Genomic DNA, 17,383 nt, shown 5'->3' with positions numbered 1-17,383 from the left:
AGCGTTGCGTACTATCGGGGTATGTTCACGACGAGGCCGGAGCTGACCGGCACCTTCGGGATGGTGGCATCGACGCACTGGCTGGCTTCGGCCACCGGGATGGCGGTGCTGGAGGACGGCGGCAACGCGTTCGACGCGGCGGTCGCGGCCGGCTTCGTCCTGCAGGTCGCCGAGCCACACCTGTGCGGCCCGGCCGGCCAGGTACCCGGCCTCTTCGTGACAGCGGACGACCCGACCCCGCGGGCGCTGGCCGGTCAAGGCCCGTCGCCCGCGGGGGCCACCGCCGCGCATTTCGCGTCGCTGGGCCTGGATCTGATCCCGGGCAGCGGCCTCCTCCCGGCGACCGTCCCGGGCGCCTGGGACGCCTGGCTCCTGCTGCTTCGCGACTACGGCACGAAGCCGCTTCGCGCGGTGCTGTCGTACGCGATCGGCTACGCGCGCAACGGCGTCCCGCTGGTGTCGCGAGTCGGCGACACGATCAGCGCGGTGTCCGGCTTGTTCACCGAGCACTGGCCGACGTCCGCGGCGCTCTGGATGCCGGACGGCAAACCGGCGTCGGGCCTGCACCGCAACCCGGTGCTGGCCGACACGTGGGAGCGCCTGCTTCGGGAGGCGGAGTCCGTCTCCGGCCGGGAAGCGCAGCTCGACGCGGGACGTCGTGCCTGGTCACAGGGTTTCGTCGCGGAAGAGATCGAGTCGTTCAGCCGCCAGGCGTTCCGCGACGACTCGGGCCGCGACCACGCGGGCCTGCTGACGGGCGAGGACCTGGCGTCGTGGTCGGCGACGTACGAGGACCCGGCGTACGTGGACGTCGACGACTGGCGCCTGGTGAAGATGGGCGGCTGGACGCAGGGCCCGGCCCTGCTGCAGCAGGCGCTCCTGCTGCACGGCTTCCGCGACGAGTTGTCCTATGTGGACGGCGTCCCGTCGGAGCGCACGGTGCACCTGGCGACCGAAGCCGCGAAGCTGGCCTTCGCGGACCGCGAGGCCTGGTACGGCGACACGGACGTACCGCTGGACGTGCTGCTTTCGCCGTCGTACACCGACGCCCGGCGCGCCCTGATCGGCGATTCCGCGTCCGCTGAGCTCCGCCCGGGCGACGCGCGCGGCCCGGCACGGCTCCCGGCGATCCTCGATTCGCTGCAGGGCGTCGCAGCGGGCGGCGGCGCCACGGGCGAGCCGACGGTGGGCCCCCAGGGCCAGACCCGCGGCGACACGGTCCACCTGGACGTCGTCGACGCGGCGGGCAACCTGGTGTCCCTGACGCCGTCGGGCGGCTGGCTGCAGTCGAGCCCGACGATCCCGTCGCTGGGCTTCTGCCTGGATTCCCGCGGCCAGATGTTCTGGCTGGAGCAGGGCCTGCCCAATTCCCTGGCCCCGCGCAAGCGCCCCCGGATCACGCTGTCCCCGTCCCTGGCCCTGCGCGACGGCGTCCCGACCCTGGCGTTCGGCACCCCGGGCGGCGACCAGCAGGACCAGTGGCAGCTGTGCTTCTGGCTGGCCCACACCTACGGCGGCCTGAACCTCCAGGAGTCGATCGATTCACCGGCCTGGCACACGACGGCGTTCCCGAGCTCGTTCTACCCGCGCGCGTGGAACCCGCGCGAGCTGGTGGTGGAGTCCCGGCTGGGTGCGTCCACTTTGGACGCGCTGCGCGCCCGCGGCCACCGGATCGTGGACGCGGGCGACTGGGCGCTGGGCCGCCTGTCGGCGGTGTCCCGCGCGGACGGCGTCCTGCGGGCGGCCGCCAACGCGCGCGGGATGCAGGGCTACGCGGCGGGCCGCTAGGGCTTTTCCCACAGCCAGAACTCGATGCCCTGGTTGTCCGTGCAGTCGGCGGTGTTCCCGTACGGGTGGTTCTCGACCTCCCCGGTCCGCCCGCCCTGCTCGCGAACCCGCCCCAACGCCGACGCGAGGTCGTCCACCGCGTACATCAGCTTCCAGCCGGTCTGGCGGTCGCCGCCCCACAGACCGCCTTCGAGGGCGGGACCGGAGAAGCCCCACGCGTCCGGTACCGAACCCGGCGTGAACTGCCAGCCCAGCACCGCGCCGTAGAACGTCTTCGCGCGCTCGTCGTCGGGGACTTGGAACGTGAAGTACATGGCTTCGCCGTGCCGCGCCGGCTTCGGGCCCGCGGCCGGCGAAGCGGCTTGGGCGAGCAGCCACTTCTGGCCGAACGGGTCCCGGATCGTGCCGGCGAGGCCGTAACCGCGGTCTTCGACCGGGCGCAGCAGCTCGGCGCCCAGCTCGACCGCCTGCTCGGCCGTCGCGCGCGGGTCCGGGACCTCGATCCGCACCAGCGGGCCGCCTTCGGGCGCCACGACGTGGCCCAGCTCGGGGTACTCCTCGGCCAGCATCAGCACGCTGTCGCCGATGGCCAGTTCGGCGTGCCCGACCCGCCCGTCGTCCATCACGATCGGATCGGCCCGCCGGACCGCACCGAACGCTCCGACGTAGAAGTCGAGCGCGGCGCGGGCGTCCGCCACCACGAGGTAGGGCGTCAGCGAACGCAGTGAGGCGGCGACCGGCGCCTCGGAAGTGGTCGTCATATCGGCTCCGTTCAAGATCAGGCGACGCAGGTCGTCGCGCAGTTCGGCGGCGAAGTCCGGGTCGGGGGCGACCCGCTCGGAGGGACGGCGAAGCGCGTCGAAAGGCTCAGGCATCGCGACCCTCCTTCTCCTCGTAAGCGCGCCGGAACGCGGCGCGGGCGCGGACGAGCAACGCCTCCGTGGCGTGCACGCTGCGCCCCAGGTGACCCGCGACCTCGGGCACGCCGAGACCGTCGACGTACCGCAGGCTCAGCGCGGCCCGGTGGTGCGGCCCCAGCGATTCGAGCACCTGTCTCGCCCGCAGGGCGTCGAGCTGCTCGTCCCACGGGTCCTCGACGTCCGGCTCGCTGTCGTGCACGAGCCGCAGGCCGCGTTCCTCACGCTCCTTGCGCCGCCAGTGGTCGGCGAGCTTGTGCCGGGCGACGCCGATCAGCCACCCGGTGCTCACTGGAGGCGCGTACTCCTTGCGACAGGCGGCGACCGCCCCGAGGAACGTCTCGGACGTCAGCTCCTCGGCGAGCGTGCGGTCACCGCACCGGGACAGCAGGTACCCGTAGACCTCCGGCAGGGCCGTCTCGTACAGCCCGAGCAGCGCGAAGGCCGGGTCCGGTCGTACCCGAGGTTCCGTCACACCTTCATCGTCGCTCCGCGCGCCGCTTTTCCGACGGGTGAACTTCCGATTTTTCCGGCCACGGTTTCCGGAACAGGTGCTTGTCCTCCGTCAGGTGCCGGACCGCCCGGCACCGGTACGGATCACGGCGGTGCTGGTACTCCCGCTCGCCGGGATCGCCGTTGCTGTCCATGCCGGCAAGGTTGCCGACGCGAACCGGCGTGGACGAAGCCGCAAACGGGAATCCCAGATCGGATTGCCCGCTTTACGATCCGTGGTTGACCGACCGCGAGGAGGTGCGCATGGACCGGCCCGCGAAGCCCAACTACCGGCGCCGCCAGCTCGGCCGCACCCTGCGCAAACTACGCGAAGCGGCCGGGTTCAGCCAAGAGGACGCGGGCCGCCCGCTGCGGTTCTCGACGTCGAAGATGAGCCGCATCGAGCAGGGGTACATCCCGGGCTACAACGACTTCCTGGCTCTGCTCGACCGCTACGGCATCATCGCCGCGGACTACGACCAGTACGTGCGGATGTTCGACTACGCCAAGGAGAAGGGCTGGTGGCACGTCTTCGGGCTGAGCGACCGCGGGTTCGTGAGCGTGGAGGCCGAGGCGTCGCGCATCCGCAACTACCAGCTCGGGTTCATCCCGGGGCTGTTGCAGACCGAGCCGTACATGCGCGCGACCTTCGCCGGAACCCGGGACCCGTTCGACGGGCGCAAGCTGGAGATCGAGGTGCAGGTCCGGCTGCGCCGCCAGCGCCGGCTGGTCGAGCCCCCGGAACTGGAGCTGCACGCGGTGATCGACGAATCGGTGATCCGGCGGGCGCCGTGCGACGCCGCACAGCTGCGCCACCTGCTCGAGGCGGGTCAGCTGCCGAACGTCCATCTGCAGGTGCTGCCGCAAGCGGTGGGGTCGCATGACGGCCTGTACGGGAATTTTCTCATCGCGAGTTTCCCAGATCCGTCCGAACCGGACCTGGCCTACGTCTCCTACGGTTTCGGGGCGCTGCAGGTGGAGAAGGACGCGGAGGTGCGCGCGGCCGGACTGATGTTCGACAACCTGGCTCGGCTAGCGTTGGACCAAGCGGACTCACGCACGTTCATCGCTAAGATCCTCGCCGAGAGGCAAGACAGACCGAGAGGCGATCGTGCACTGGCGTAAGAGCAGCTACAGCGGGTCCAGCAGTGGCGAGGACTGTGTTGAGGTCGCCTTCACCGGTGCCACCATCGCCACCCGCGACTCGAAAGCCCCCACGGCCGGGGCACTCGAGGTGCCGCCGGCCGCGTGGTCCGCCTTCCTCGCCGCCGTCACACCCGCGGGTCCGGCAGCCGCCGCCCGGTGATCGCGACCACCGCCGCCAGCACCGCCACCGCGCCGATCACCAGCGCAAACGCCTCGCGTGCGCCCAGCGAACCCGACAACGCCGCATAGAGACTCCCGAGCGTCGCCACGCCCAGCGCCAGCGACGTCTGCTGGTTCGTCGTCATCACGCCCGACCCCACCCCGGCCAGGTCCGTCGGCACGTGCGACAGCACGATCCGGAACAACGTCGTCATCGCCAGCGCGTTGCCCACGCCGATCGCCACCATCGACGGCGCCAGGTCCAGGATCGTCACGTGCGGCCACGCCGACAGCGTCGTGCACAGCAGCGCCACCATGCCCACCGCCGTGATCGCGCCGCCCACCGGGACCACCTTCTGTCCGTACCGCGCCACCAGGCGGCTGCTCAGCATCGACACCGTGAAGTACGCGACCGCCAGCGGGGTCAGCGCGCCACCCGCGCCCAGCGGGCCGTAGTGCAGCCCCTCCTGCAGCGTCATCGCGAACACGAACATGAACGACCCGAACGCCGCGAAGAACGGGATGCCCACCAGCAGGCCGCGCCGGACACTCGGCAGCCGCATCACCGACGGCGGCAGCAGCGGCGTTCCACCCCGGCGCTCCAACCGGCGTTCGACGTGCACGAACGCGGCCGCGGAAAACGGCGACAGGATCAGCAGCGCCAGAGCCCACAGCGGCCAGCCCAGCGCGCGGCCCTCCATCAGTGGGACCAGCAACGACAGCAGCGTCACCGCCAGCAGCGCCGTGCCCAGCCGGTCGACGCCCAGCGGGTTGTGCGCGCGGCTCTCCGGCAGGCGGCGGGCCATGACCAGCACCACCAGGCCGATCGGGACGTTCACCAGGAAGATCGGCCGCCAGCTCGTGCCCCACAGGTCCGCCGCCACCAGGCCGCCGCCGAGCAGCTGGCCGACCACCGTCGAGATGCCGCCCGTCGCGCCGAACAGGCCGAGCGCGCGGGAGCGCTGTTCGCCCGAGGTCGTCGCCTGGATGATCGACAGCACCTGCGGCAGCAGCAGGGCCGACGCCGCCCCCTGCGCGGCGCGGGCCACCACCAGCGTGCCGGCCGTCGGGGCGATTCCGCAGGCCAGGGACGTCAGCGTGAACAGCCAGAGGCCCGCGAAGAACAGCCGCCGCCTGCCGAACGAGTCGCCGAGGCGGCCGCCGACCACCAGCAGGACCGCGTACGCGATGCCGTACGCCGCCACCACCAGCTCCAGGGTGGCGGTGGACGCGTGCAGGTCGGCGTTGATCGTCGGCAGCGCGACGTTGACGATGAAGAAGTCGATGATCGGCAGTGCCGCCCCCAGCAGCACCGTGACCAGGCCGGCGGGGGTCAGTCCCGGCCGGGTGGGGGCGCCGGTGGTGATCGGCGCAAGGGAAGTGCTCATGAGTACTACGATCGACCCGCATCGAAACTGGTACCAGTTGTTGTTTATCCAGGTACCAGCCACTACCTGGTACCAGGTTCCACGGCGTGCCATCCTGGCACCATGACCACCGCCGTCGAACCCGACCTGCGCCGGCAGGAGCTGGCGAGGTTCCTGCGCAGCCGTCGCGAGCGGATCACGCCCGAACAGGTCGGCCTGCCGATCGCCGGCCGCCGACGGACGCCGGGGCTGCGCCGGGAAGAGGTCGCGCAGCTCGCCGGGGTCGGGGTCACCTGGTACACCTGGCTCGAGCAGGGCCGCGACATCAACGCGTCCGAACAGGTGCTGCAGGCCATCGCCCGCACCCTGCGGCTCGACCCGCACGAGCACGTCCACCTCTTCCGCCTGGCCGGGGCGCCCGAGCCGGAGTGCGAGAAGGACAGCCAGGTCATCACGCCGGCGATGGAGCTCATGCTGAAGAAGCTGGAGCCGTACCCGGTCGCCATCCGCAACGCCCGCTGCGACCTGCTCGGCTACAACCGCGGCTACACCTGGCTGATGGGGGACGTCGGCGCGATCCCGTTCGAGGACCGGAACACCCTGGTCCAGTGCCTGCTCAACCCCGAGTGGCGCAAGCGGATGCTCGACTGGGAGACGAACATCCCGCGGGTCATCGCGTCCTTCCGGGCGGCGATGGCCGACCACGTCGCCGAGCCGGCGTGGAAGCAGCTGGTGAAGCGCCTCAAGGCCGAGTCGCCGCTGTTCGCCGAGCTGTGGCCGCACCACGACGTCAACTCGGAGCCGATCCGCACCAAGCGGTACCTGCACCCGGACGTCGGCCTGCTGCAGTTCAACTTCACCTACCTCTACTACGGCCGCCGGTCGGAAATCACCATGTCGACCTACACCCCGGCCGACGAGGAGACCGCGGCGAAGCTGCCGCTCGTGTTCGACTGACGACGTACGCGGGCCGGCCGCTCCGGGACGGACGCGCGGACCGGCCGTGACCGGTAACTTCGCGGCATGAGAAGGCCTCCGTGGGCAGGACGCCTGGCGCGCACCGTCGTCGTCGGCGTCTTCGTGCTGGGGGCGACCAGTGCGTCATCGCGGTGGCAGCCAGGAGCGTCGCCACTGACGCCGATCGGTGTCGCGTGGCTTGCCGCCACCGTCCTCACGCTGCTGTTCGTCCACCGCTTCCCGCTGACGCTGTTCCTGGTCGCGGCCGCCTCCGCGTTCGGCTACTACTTCTCCGGCCTGCCCGGTGGGCCGGTCATCCTGGTCCCGACCATCGCGTTGTTCGTGCTGACCCGGCAGCGCGGGCCGCGCACCGCGGGCATCACCGGCGCCTCGGCGCTCGCCGCCGCCTACGTCGTGCACGTCGTCACGACCAGGTCTTTCGCGGTGGAGGCCGGAGTCGCGTTCATCGTAGTCTGGCTGGTCGCGGTGATCGGGGTCGGCACCGCCGTCCGGTACCAGCTGGACGCGCTCGCCGCCCGCCGCGGCCAGGCCGACGAGCACCGGCACCGGCTCGCCGAGCAGGAACGCCTGCGCATCGCCCGCGAGGTCCACGACGTCGTCGCGCACAGCCTCGCGATGATCAACGTCCAGGCCGGCGTTGCCGCGCACGTCGCCGACCGGCGGCCCGAGCAGGCGAAGGAAGCGCTGCTGAACATCAAGGCGGCCAGCGCCTCCGCGCTCAACGACCTCCGCGCGACCCTGGCTGTGCTGCGCTCCGGCGAGGACAAGGCGCCCGCGCCGAGCCTCGCCCAGGCCGGCGAGCTGCTGGACCACGCCCGCGACGCCGGGCTCACGGTCGAGGTCCACGGCGAGCCCGGCGACCTCCCGGCCCCGGTCGACGCGGCCGCGTACCGGATCCTCCAGGAGTCGCTGACCAACGTCGTCCGGCACGCCGACCGGCCGGAACACGTCGACGTCCGGTTCGACCGGCGCGCCGGGGGCCTCACGATGGAGGTCCGCGACGACGGCCGCGGCACCGCGCAGCCGGCGCCGGGCCACGGCCTGCGCGGCATGGGCGAACGCGCCGCGGCGCTCGGCGGGCGGTGCACCGCGGGGCCGGTCGACGGCGGCTTCGAAGTCCGCGTCGAGCTACCGATCGAGGGAGAAGCATGATCCGCGTCCTGCTGGCCGACGACCAGGTCCTGGTGCGCGCCGGGTTCCGCGTGCTGCTGGAGACCGAAGACGGCTTCGAGGTCGTCGGCGAGGCCGGTGACGGCGAGCAGGCGGTCGCCGGCGCGGTCGAGCACCGGCCCGACATCGTCGTGATGGACGTCCGCATGCCCGGCGTCGACGGCCTGGAAGCGACCCGCCGGATCACCGCCCACCCGGACCTCGCCGGGACAAAGGTGCTGGTCCTGACCACCTTCGACGTCGACGAGTACGTCTACGAAGCCCTGCGCGCGGGCGCGAGCGGGTTCCTGCTCAAGGACACCGAGCCGGTCGAGCTGCTGCGGGCGCTGCGGGTCGTCGCGAACGGCGAGGCGCTGCTCGCGCCGACGGTCACCCGCCGGCTGATCCAGGAGTTCGTCGGGCGGCCGGAACAGCGGCGCATCGACACGAAGGCCGTCCGCGAGATCACCGACCGCGAGCGCGAGGTGCTGGGACTGGTGGCCGGCGGCCTTTCCAACGACGAAATCGCTGCCCACCTGGTCATTTCCACGGCGACGGCCCGCACCCACGTCAGCCGCATCATGACAAAGATCGGCGCCCGCGACCGCGCCCAGCTGGTGGTGCTGGCCTACGAGTCCGGGCTCGTCACACCGCGTCGCCCCGCCTGACCCGGCGCACCACGCGGACCGCACGCACCAGGAACACCACGGCGAGGACGCCGACCAGGCCGATCCAGATCACGGCGCCTCCTCTCCCGGCCGATGCTCTGCTCATAGGGCGTCCGGGAGAGGGACGACGTTCACCGACACGCGCCAACGTCACCCATTAGGGTCAGTTGTTCGTGCGCTCCGTCGGCGGTGCCTTCTGGACCTGCGCGGTCAGCAGCGTCTTGAACGAGCTGAGCGTCGCGTCCTTCGACGGGCCGAACGCGTCGATGATGACGACCCGGCTGTAGAGCACGTAGACCGCGCGGTACACCTGCTGGGTGCTGTCCGCCGCCGAGAACACCTGCACCCCGTGGAGGGACAGGTTGCGGTTGACGGTCAGGCCGCCTTCCTGCTCGGCGTTGCCGTACTCGGCGGCCACCGCGGCGGCGGCCTGCGCGTTCGGCAGCTCCAGCGCGAACAGGCCCAGCGTGACGTCGCCGTCCTTGGTCGTCTTGAGCAGGCCCTCGGTCATGCCGCTCTGCTTGAGCTTCTCGATGACCGTGGTCGGCAGGTACTTGGCCGACTGCAGCTTGTCCATGTCGAACTCGCCGCCGCCGGCGCGGGTGGTGCCGGCCGGGGTGACCAGCGCCGACGAGTTGTCGCCCGGCTCCGGCTTGGCCGCGGGCGGCTCCGGGAGCGGCTTGACGGTCGGCGGGGGCGGCGGCTGCGGGCCGGAGCTCTGCTGGGCGACCGGCGGGGTCGGGCTGCCGCCGTCCTTGATGAACAGCGCCCAGACGCCGAAGCCGAGGCCGGCCACCACGAGCACCGCGACGATGGCGAAGGCGATCTTCTTGCCCTTGCCCGACGACGGCTGCGTCTGGAAGCTCTCCGGGCCCTGGCTGATCCAGTCCGCGTTGGTCGACGGCGGCGCCAGCGGCGGGAACTCCGACCCGCCCCACGGCGGGCTGGCGTCCTGCTGCGGCGCGCCCCACGGGTTCTGCTGCTGCTGCATCGGCTGGGCGAACCCGCCGGCCGGGGAGTGCTGGGCGTACGGGGGCGGCGGCTGCTGCATCATCGGCTGCGGGAACCCGCCCGAGGGCGAGTTCGGGTGCTGCTGCTGTTGCTGCCACTGCGGGACGACCTGGGTCCGCTCGCCGCCGCCGGCGTCGGCCGCGGAGACGACCTGGGTCGCCTCGGCCGCGTTCTCCTGCTGGGCCGGCTGCCCCGGCGGGGACACCGGGGCGATGATCTGCGTGTCGGCGGCGGTGCTCGGCACCTGCGGCTGCGCGGGCTGGGCCGGGGCCTGGGCCTGGTTCGGGTCGCCGGTCGAGACGGCCATGGACAGCACCCGGTCACGACGTGCCCGGTATTCGTCGGCCGTCAGGTTTCCCGCCGCGAGCTCCTCGTCAAGCCTGCGCAGCTCTTCCTGCCAGGTCACCCCGGTACCCCCTTGGGTATGTCGCTTTGTGGGTGCTGCTCACGCGGAGCGTGGCCGCACGGAGTCATTGTGCACGGGTGCGCTCACCTGTTCGTCGCCCACCACCCCGTCGTTACCTCGGCGTGGCAGACGGCTCGCCGCGGGTCAGCGGGGGTGCGCGGCCAGCACCTGGCCCAGCAGGTCGATGGTCTGGTCGCGCAGCAGCGCCGACGATCCGCCGATCACGCTGCGTTCCACCAGCTCGAAGGTGACGATGTCGCGGTCGGCGAACAGGCTCGTCATCTCCGGCGCGCTGCTCTGCGCCACCGTCTCGGCGTGCACGATCGTCACGTCCTGGCAGGTCGCGGCCAGGAACGGGCTGGCGAACTGGGTGAACGAGTCGGCCACGACCGCCATGTTCCTGGCGATCGAACCGGTGGGCGTGGCACCGTCCGGCTGGGTCAGGCGCAGCGGGCTCTTGAAGTCGCTGGCGATGTACCGCGTGCGGTCGGCCCCGCCGTCGGTGGACAGGCTGTACGTCGTCAGCTGCCGCTGCTCGTTGCGGCCCAGCACCCGGGCCAGGTCCGCGGGCCACGGCCGGACGCCGTTCGGCGCGGCCTGCCAGCCCGTGGTGCTGCCGGGCGCGATCGCCGCACCCAGCGCGTACGTCATGACCAGGCCGCCGTCGAACGACCAGTGCGTGTCGTTGCGGTCGTACAGCGGGTGGCCGACGCGCTTTTCGGCGTCGGCGAGCGCGGGCCGCAGGTCGATCGCGCCGGTCTCGCGCGGCACGCGGTTCCAGAACTCGGCGGTCCGCGCCTGCGCGCACGGCTTGCCGACGTAGGTGTCGGGCAGGTGGGCCGGCTCTTCGCTGTACTTGTCCGGCGCGATGACCAGCTCGAACTTGCGGCCCGACTTCTCGACGGCGGCCCGCAGCTTCCGCAGCGCGCCGACGACGTGGTCGGTGTCCATCACCGGACGGCAGCGGGCGTTGACGTCCTCGCCGAGGTACAGCCAGTTGTCCTTGCCCGGCAGCACGGTGGGGTAGACGTACCCCGGGACGTCGCCGTTGTCCGGTTTCCCCTGGTCGACGCCGACCGTGCCGCCGTTGTGGTTCGTGCCCTGGCCCGAGCCGGGCGGGTCGCCGAACACGCCGGTGCCGACGGCGTCGGCGGCCTGGACGCCGGCCTGCCGCAGCGGCAGGTGATCGGTGGCCCAGCCGGACAGGCCGGTGAAGAAGCCCCAGCCCTCGGACAGGCTCGGGAACTCGCGCAGCGGCCGGTTTTCGAAGGCGGCCGGGTGCACGCCGACGGCCGACAGGAACAACGGCGTCACGAAGAAGAAGGCCGCGCAGGCCAGCGCCGTGCGCTGGCGCTTGCTGTGCCGTGGCCGGTAGAGGTTGTGCTCTTTGGGGAGGAACGACTCCGGCGTCCTCGGCAGGCCCGCCTCGGTGGGCAACTGCGACGGAGGACGGAAAGACACAGCCGTATCCTAGCGCCGGGCCGGTGCCGAGCGGCTCGAACGGGTGAACGCGAGGGGACAGGCGATGCGAGGGCCGGGTTACGACCAGCGGCTGGCCAGGGAACGCGAGACCTTCGCCGGCCAGGAGGAGATCCACGGCAACCTGCCGCCGTCGGCGCACCGGTGGTCGAACCGGCACGTGCGCCCGAAGCTCGAAGCGCTCGGCGTCCCGGGCCTTGACGAGCTGATCGTCGGCCAGATCGCCGAACGCGCGCGGAAGCTCTCTCGCGACGCCGTCGTGCTGTCGCTGGGCAGCGGCAACGGCGACCAGGAGCTGGGCTGGCTGCGCGGCCTGGCCGCCGAAGGTCTGGACAACGTCCGGCTGCGGCTGCTCGAACTGAACCCGGAGATGCAGGCCCGCGCCGAGGCGTCGGCCCGCGCGCAGGGCGTGGCCGACCGCGTCGAGCTGATCACCGCCGACTTCAACACCTGGCGCGCCGACGCCGGGCACGACGTCGTCGTCGGGTTCCAGGCGCTGCACCACGTCCTCGACCTCGAACACCTCTACGGCCAGATCAAGGACAGCCTCGCCGCGGACGGTGTCCTGGTGGTGCACGACATGATCGGCCGCAACGGGCACCGCCGGTGGCCCGAGGCGCACGAAGTCGTCGACCGGATCTGGGCGACGCTGCCGCCGGAGCTGCGTCACAACGCGCTGACCGGGCAGATCGACGAGCAGTTCACCGACGTCGACTGCGCCGCGGACGGCTTCGAGGGCATCCGGGCGCAGGACGTCCTGCCGGTGCTCCTCGACTTCCTGCACCCGAGCCTGTTCCTGCCCTACGGCAACGTGATCGACCCGTTCGTCGACCGCATCTACGGCCACAACTTCGACATGGACAACGCCGGGCACGTCGCTCTGATCGACGAAATCGGCGTCCTCGACGACAGCCTGCTCGACCTCGGGCTCGTCACCGGGACGCGGCTGACCGCGCTCTTCCACCCCACGCCGCAGCCGCTGCGCGTGCACGGCAACCGGACGCCGGAGCGGTCGGTGCGCGACACCCGGGTCGTCGACCCCGCGGGCCGCGTCTCGTTCCGCCCCGGCGGGACCAGCGGCGAACGGCTGGTGCGCGGCGCCGGGATCGTGACCGGCCGGATGAACGGCATCGCGCACGACGACTGGGCGGCGCCCTCGGTCGAGTTCCCGGTCCTGACCACGGCCCCGGTCGAGGTGTTCGAGCTGAAGACCTACCTGCCGGACGACGCCACCGAGTACGGCTGCGTCACGGTTTCGGTGGACGGCGTCCCGGTCGCGAAGGCCGACGTCGGGCCGGGCCTGACCGAACTGGTGCTGCCGGTCCGGCTCGAGGCGCACCGGCAGGTGCGGCTTTCGTTCGACGCGGACTGGTCGGTGACGGCCGGTGGCGACCGCCGGACACTGGCGTACGTCCTGGTCGGACTGAGCCTCCGCTAATCTGCCCGCCATGGGCAAGGGGACGAGCGGTGAGCGCCTGATCGAGTGGACCGGCGAGCGGTGCGTGCCGTGGACCGACGACCTCCAGGTGATCTACGAGCACTACCACCGCTACGCGTTCGCGGCCCGCTTCGCCGGCGGCAAGCGCGTCCTGGACCTGGCCGCGGGCGAGGGCTACGGGTCTTCCCTGCTCGCGCGGTCGGCCGCCGGTGTCGTCGGGCTCGAGATCGACCCGACGACCGTCGAGCACGCCCGCAAGCGCTACCCGGGCGTCCGGTTCGAGGTCGGCTCGATCACCGACCCGCAGGCCCTCGACGGCGAGGTCTTCGACGTCATCACCTGCTTCGAGGCCATCGAGCACGTCGACGAGCAGGACCGGCTGATGGAGCTGGTCCGCAACCGGCTCGCGCCGGGCGGGGTCTTCCTCTGCAGCACCCCGGACATCGAGGTCTACACGCACGACCACGGCAACGAGAACCCGTACCACGTGCACGAGCTGACCGAGTCCGCGTTCCGGTCGCTGCTGTCGGCGAGCTTCCCGCACGTCGTCGTGCTCCGGCAGAACGTCGCCGTCGGCTCGCTGATCCACGACAACGGCGCCGGTGCGGGCGCCGAGGTCCTCACCCTGCAGGCCGACGACGCCGACGGCTGGGTCGTCGAAGCCGGGGCGCCGCACACGTACTTCGTCTCGGTCGCCTCGGCCGAGCCGATCGACGTGCCCTCGACGTCGGCCATGGTCGACCCCAAGCTGACGCTCGTCGCCCGCGCCGCCGCCGAAGCGGGCCGGCTGCGCGACGGGCTGGGCCGCGCGGAAGCCGAGCGTGACCGGGCGACGGCGTCCGTCACCCGGCTCACTTCCGAACTCGCCCAGGTCACCGCGGCCGAACAGCGCGCGTCCACCGAACGCGACGAGGCACTCCGGCAGGCCGAGCGCGCCCGCGAAGACCGGCAGCGCGCGGCCGACGAGCTGAGCCGCCTGCAGCTCAAGGCGGGCTACGACCGCGAACGGCTGGACTGGCTGGCCGGCAACAACACCAGCCTCAGCGAGACCATCGGCAGGCTCGCCGCCGAGAACGAGAAACTGCGGGCCGAGACGTCCGCGCTCGTCCAGCGGGCCATCGGGAAGTACCGCGGCGCGATCGAGCGGTACGCCCCGCGCGGCACCCGCCGCCGCGACTTCTACGAGACGGCGCTCGGGCGGCCCGCCGGCGTGCTGCCCGGCGCGCCCGTCGCGGTGCCCGGCCCGGTCGCGGTGACCACCAGCGACCAGCCGATCGTCAGCGTCGTCATCCCGGTCTACGGCAACTGGCGGTTCACCCGCGGCTGCCTCGACTCGATCCAGCGGTACCTGCCGTCGACGCCGTTCGAGGTGATCGTCGTCGACGACAAGTCGCCGGACGACTCCGCCGACCGCGTGGCGGGCTGCGCCGGGGTCCGGCTGGTCCGCGCGCCGCAGAACCTGGGTTTCGTCGGCGCCTGCAACCTCGGCGCCGGGCACGCGCGCGGCGACTTCGTCATGTTCCTCAACAACGACACCGAAGTCCGGGCCGGCTGGCTGGACGAGCTCGTCGCCGTCGTCGAGACGCGGCCGGACGTCGGGCTCGTCGGTTCGAAGCTGGTCTACCCGGACGGCAGGCTGCAGGAGTGCGGCGGCATCATCTGGGCCGACGGCACCGGCTGGAACTACGGCAGGCTGCAGAACCCGGACGCGCCGTGGTTCCAGGCCCTGCGGGACGTCGACTACTGCTCGGGCGCGGCCCTGCTCGTGCGGCGCGAGCTGTTCGAGCGCATCGGCGGCTTCGACAAGCGCTTCGCGCCCGCGTACTACGAGGACACCGACCTCGCGTTCGCCGTGCGGGCGGCCGGGTACCGGACGATGGTCCAGCCCGCGTCGGTCGTCGTGCACCACGAAGGCATCACCAACGGCACGGACGTCTCCTCCGGCGTGAAGCGCCACCAGGAGCTCAACCGCGGTGTCTTCGTCGACAAGTGGAGCGTCCAGCTGCGCGACCACTTCCCCGAGGCGAGCCCGCTCGCGGTGTGGGCCGGGCGGCAGCGCACGAAGGACGGCCACCGCGGCGGCACCGTGCTCGTCGCCGACCACCAGGTGCCGATGCCGGACAAGGACTCCGGCTCGGTGCGGATGTTCCGCATCCTCGAGCTGCTCGTCGGCCTCGGCGAGCGGGTCGTGTTCATGCCGCTCAACAACGCGCTCCCGGAGCCGTACGCCGACGCGCTGTACCGCGCGGGCGTCACGGTGGTGACCGGGCTCGGCGAACAGCTGGAGTTCCTGCGCGACGCCGGGGCCGACCTGCGGCTGGCCGTGCTGTCGCGGCCGCACGTCGCCTGGCAGCTGCTGGAGCAGGTCCGCGAGCACGCGCCCGACTGCGTCATCGCCTACGACACGGTCGACCTGCACTTCGTCCGGCTCAACCGCCAGGCCGACCTGGCCGCGCAGCTCGGCAACACGCGCGAGGAACTGACCCTGCGGCGGCGCGCCGAGGTGCTGCGGGAGTCGGAGCTGGGCCTGACCCGCGCCACCGACGTCACCTTCGTCGTGTCCGATGTGGAGCGTGCGCTGCTGAGCGAGCTCGTGCCGTCGGCGCGGGTCGAGGTGCTGTCCAACGTGCACTACGCCGACGGCTCGGTGGCGGTTCCGGAAGGACGGTCCGGCGTGCTGTTCGTCGGCAGCTTCGACCACCTGCCCAACCGGGACGCGGCGCGCTGGCTGGCGGAGGAGATCATGCCGCTGGTGCGGCGCCGCCGTCCGGACGCGGTCGCGCAGATCGTCGGCAGCAACCCGCCGCAGGAGATGTTCGACCTGGAGCGCGACGGCGTCGTCGTCCGCGGCTGGGTGCCGAACCTCGACAGCGCTTACCGGGACGCCCGGGTCGTCGTCGCGCCGCTGCGCTTCGGCGCCGGGGTGAAGGGGAAGCTGGGGGAGAGCCTCGGCTACGGCGTCCCGGTCGTCGCCACGCCGCTGGCCGCGGAAGGCATGCACCTGACCCACGGGCGGGACGTGCTCGTCGGCGGTTCGGCGCCGGAGCTCGCCGACGAGATCGTCACCGTGCTCGAGGACGACAAGCTGTGGCAGCGGCTGTCCGAAGAGGGCAAGACCGTGGTGGACCGCCTCTTCGGTGCCGACGTCGCCCGGGCCACCCTGGCCGGGGTGCTCGACCGGCGCGGGTGATCAGCTCGGCGGCAGCGCTTTCTTGAACACCGCGACGGCGTTGTCGAGGCTCGTCTTCAGCTCGTTCTTGTCCTTGGCGAAGGGCTGGGACGCCCACAGCACGATGGCGACCTTGCCCGAGGTGTACCAGGTGCCGTCCATCCGCTGGTCGCCGTTGCGGCCGGTGACCATGGCCTGGTCGGCCGGGATCGGGACGAACCCGCCGGCGGCGGCCGCCTCGCGCAGGTAGTCGACGATCGCCTTCGCGCCTTCCTCGTTCTCGGCGGGGATCGCGTAGCCGAGGAAGCCGGTGTCCCCGGCGGAGGAGGCGCGGTACACGAACTGCGTGACGCCGTGCTGCGAGAAGACCTGGGCGGCCTCCTTGGGGTACAGCCCCAGGTCCAGGCCGCGGGCCAGCGACATCGCGGCGCTCTCCGGGTGCTGCAGGCCGGGCAGCGGCGGCACCTGGTCCTCCAGCTGCGGCTGGGCCGCGGCCGCCGGCGGCTGCGTCACGACGGGCGTGAACGTGGCCAGCGCGCTGGGCTGTTTGTCGTCGCCCCCGAGCCAGAGCGTCCCGCCGATGATCATGCCCAGCACCACGAGCACGCCCAGCGCGATGAACGGCCAAGGCCGTCCGGACCGCTCGGACGACTCGCCGTCGGTGGCCCACCGGTGCTTGCCGGACGGCTCGTCGGGCTCGGGGAGCGGCTGCGGCGGGCGCGGTTCGCCGCCCGGCGGCGTGATCGGCGGGAACCGGCTGCCCGGGCCGTGCTCCGCCGGGCCGTCGACGCGCAGGTAGCGGGTGGGCGTGATGTCGGCCGGGCTCGGCGCGGTCGTCATGTGGTCGGGGATGGCCGGCACCTGGCTGGTCGAGAGCGTCTTCGGCAGCCCGGTCCGCTGCCACGGTGGCGGGGGGACCGGCGGCCGCGGTGACTCGATGCGCTGCGGCGGCAGCACCGGGTGGACGGGCTGGACGGGGTGGACGGGCTGGGCGGCGGCCGGGTTCGCGCTCCGCCAGGTTTCACCCGGTCGGCGCAACGGCGACGGCACCGGTGACGGCACCGTCGAACCGGAGGCCTGCGCGAGCAGCTCGTCCCGCTGTTTGCGGTGGTCAGCCGGCTCGATCCGACCTTCGGCAAGCTCCGCGTCAAGACGGCGAAGCTCTTCCTGCCAGCTCATCCTCTGGACCCCCATCCACCGTTCGGGGCATCAGTCT

14 protein-coding genes are annotated in these 17,383 nt (G+C 72.2%); 8 read left to right on the top strand and 6 right to left on the bottom strand.

Annotated elements, in window-relative coordinates:
- Nucleotides 1–21: 21 nt before the first annotated feature.
- Nucleotides 22–1,788, top strand: coding sequence for a gamma-glutamyltransferase family protein (locus OO60_RS06550; protein ID WP_003075122.1), 1,767 nt, complete (start codon nt 22–24; stop codon nt 1,786–1,788).
- Here the strand turns inward: OO60_RS06550 and OO60_RS06545 are convergent.
- Nucleotides 1,785–2,663 carry a VOC family protein gene (locus OO60_RS06545; protein WP_003075121.1) on the bottom strand — a complete coding sequence of 293 codons (879 nt, stop codon included), beginning with the start codon at nt 2,661–2,663 and terminating at the stop codon, nt 1,785–1,787. The two genes, OO60_RS06550 and OO60_RS06545, sit on opposite strands and share 4 nt — an antisense overlap.
- Complete coding sequence (locus OO60_RS06540) at nt 2,656–3,180, bottom strand: RNA polymerase sigma factor (RefSeq protein ID WP_003075119.1); 525 nt, start codon at nt 3,178–3,180, stop codon at nt 2,656–2,658. The genes OO60_RS06545 and OO60_RS06540 overlap by 8 nt, the downstream gene beginning before the upstream one ends.
- A gap of 257 nt (nt 3,181–3,437) precedes the next feature.
- On the opposite strand from OO60_RS06540, the gene OO60_RS06535 reads away from it, so the two are divergent.
- Together OO60_RS06535 and OO60_RS06530 are read left to right on the top strand one after the other, a co-directional pair.
- Entirely contained in the window at nt 3,438–4,322 is an 885-nt protein-coding gene (locus OO60_RS06535; protein WP_244885489.1) for a helix-turn-helix domain-containing protein, read from the top strand.
- Nucleotides 4,309–4,503: a DUF397 domain-containing protein gene (locus OO60_RS06530; protein WP_003075117.1), complete on the top strand. Its 195-nt coding sequence runs from the start codon at nt 4,309–4,311 to the stop codon at nt 4,501–4,503. The genes OO60_RS06535 and OO60_RS06530 overlap by 14 nt, the downstream gene beginning before the upstream one ends.
- On the opposite strand, the gene OO60_RS06525 is transcribed toward OO60_RS06530, so the two are convergent.
- Nucleotides 4,469–5,890, bottom strand: coding sequence for an MFS transporter (locus tag OO60_RS06525; protein WP_003075115.1), 1,422 nt, complete (start codon nt 5,888–5,890; stop codon nt 4,469–4,471). The two genes, OO60_RS06530 and OO60_RS06525, sit on opposite strands and share 35 nt — an antisense overlap.
- A 102-nt stretch (nt 5,891–5,992) precedes the next feature.
- On the opposite strand from OO60_RS06525, the gene OO60_RS06520 reads away from it, so the two are divergent.
- The 3 genes from OO60_RS06520 to OO60_RS06510 all read left to right on the top strand — a co-directional run bounded on the left by OO60_RS06520 (nt 5,993) and on the right by OO60_RS06510 (nt 8,664).
- The gene (locus tag OO60_RS06520; RefSeq protein ID WP_003075113.1) at nt 5,993–6,826 is read left to right on the top strand and encodes a helix-turn-helix transcriptional regulator; all 834 of its coding nucleotides are present in this window, start codon (nt 5,993–5,995) and stop codon (nt 6,824–6,826) included.
- Nucleotides 6,827–6,892: 66 nt separating this feature from the next.
- Nucleotides 6,893–7,999: a sensor histidine kinase gene (locus OO60_RS06515; protein ID WP_209441374.1), complete on the top strand. Its 1,107-nt coding sequence runs from the start codon at nt 6,893–6,895 to the stop codon at nt 7,997–7,999.
- Nucleotides 7,996–8,664 carry a response regulator gene (locus OO60_RS06510; protein ID WP_004562005.1) on the top strand — a complete coding sequence of 223 codons (669 nt, stop codon included), beginning with the start codon at nt 7,996–7,998 and terminating at the stop codon, nt 8,662–8,664. Before OO60_RS06515 ends, OO60_RS06510 begins: the two co-directional genes overlap by 4 nt.
- Before the next feature lie 163 nt (nt 8,665–8,827).
- Here OO60_RS06510 and OO60_RS06505 read toward each other — a convergent pair whose 3' ends face one another.
- On the bottom strand, nt 8,828–10,081 hold the full coding sequence (locus OO60_RS06505; RefSeq protein WP_004562003.1) for a DUF1707 domain-containing protein: 1,254 nt from the start codon (nt 10,079–10,081) through the stop codon (nt 8,828–8,830).
- Between the two features lie 144 nt (nt 10,082–10,225).
- The gene (locus tag OO60_RS06500) at nt 10,226–11,542 is read right to left on the bottom strand and encodes an alginate O-acetyltransferase AlgX-related protein (protein ID WP_240490936.1); all 1,317 of its coding nucleotides are present in this window, start codon (nt 11,540–11,542) and stop codon (nt 10,226–10,228) included.
- Between the two features lie 64 nt (nt 11,543–11,606).
- On the opposite strand from OO60_RS06500, the gene OO60_RS06495 reads away from it, so the two are divergent.
- Nucleotides 11,607–12,998 (top strand): SAM-dependent methyltransferase, encoded by a 1,392-nt coding sequence (locus OO60_RS06495; RefSeq protein WP_004561998.1) that lies wholly within the window; start codon nt 11,607–11,609, stop codon nt 12,996–12,998.
- A 10-nt stretch (nt 12,999–13,008) separates the two neighbouring features.
- Nucleotides 13,009–16,188, top strand: coding sequence for a glycosyltransferase (locus OO60_RS06490; RefSeq protein ID WP_033261015.1), 3,180 nt, complete (start codon nt 13,009–13,011; stop codon nt 16,186–16,188).
- Here the strand turns inward: OO60_RS06490 and OO60_RS06485 are convergent, their stop codons facing one another.
- Entirely contained in the window at nt 16,189–17,346 is a 1,158-nt protein-coding gene (locus OO60_RS06485) for a hypothetical protein (RefSeq protein WP_033261014.1), read from the bottom strand.
- Between the last annotated feature and the right edge of the window lie 37 nt (nt 17,347–17,383).

The organism is Amycolatopsis vancoresmycina (assembly GCF_000716785.1).
Taxonomy (GTDB): domain Bacteria; phylum Actinomycetota; class Actinomycetes; order Mycobacteriales; family Pseudonocardiaceae; genus Amycolatopsis; species Amycolatopsis vancoresmycina.
Note: the sequence above shows the minus strand (reverse complement) of the source record. Positions and strands in the feature narration are given on the sequence as shown.

Bases quoted from the DNA above. Each gene is read 5' to 3' on its own strand.
- OO60_RS06510 (WP_004562005.1), top strand. From the start codon at position 7,996: ATGATCCGCGTCCTGCTGGCCGACGACCAGGTCCTGGTGCGCGCCGGG.
- OO60_RS06525 (WP_003075115.1), bottom strand. From the start codon at position 5,890: ATGAGCACTTCCCTTGCGCCGATCACCACCGGCGCCCCCACCCGGCCG.
- OO60_RS06520 (WP_003075113.1), top strand. From the start codon at position 5,993: ATGACCACCGCCGTCGAACCCGACCTGCGCCGGCAGGAGCTGGCGAGG.
- OO60_RS06495 (WP_004561998.1), top strand. From the start codon at position 11,607: ATGCGAGGGCCGGGTTACGACCAGCGGCTGGCCAGGGAACGCGAGACC.
- OO60_RS06485 (WP_033261014.1), bottom strand. From the start codon at position 17,346: ATGAGCTGGCAGGAAGAGCTTCGCCGTCTTGACGCGGAGCTTGCCGAA.
- OO60_RS06545 (WP_003075121.1), bottom strand. From the start codon at position 2,663: ATGCCTGAGCCTTTCGACGCGCTTCGCCGTCCCTCCGAGCGGGTCGCC.
- OO60_RS06550 (WP_003075122.1), top strand. From the start codon at position 22: ATGTTCACGACGAGGCCGGAGCTGACCGGCACCTTCGGGATGGTGGCA.
- OO60_RS06490 (WP_033261015.1), top strand. From the start codon at position 13,009: ATGGGCAAGGGGACGAGCGGTGAGCGCCTGATCGAGTGGACCGGCGAG.
- OO60_RS06515 (WP_209441374.1), top strand. From the start codon at position 6,893: ATGAGAAGGCCTCCGTGGGCAGGACGCCTGGCGCGCACCGTCGTCGTC.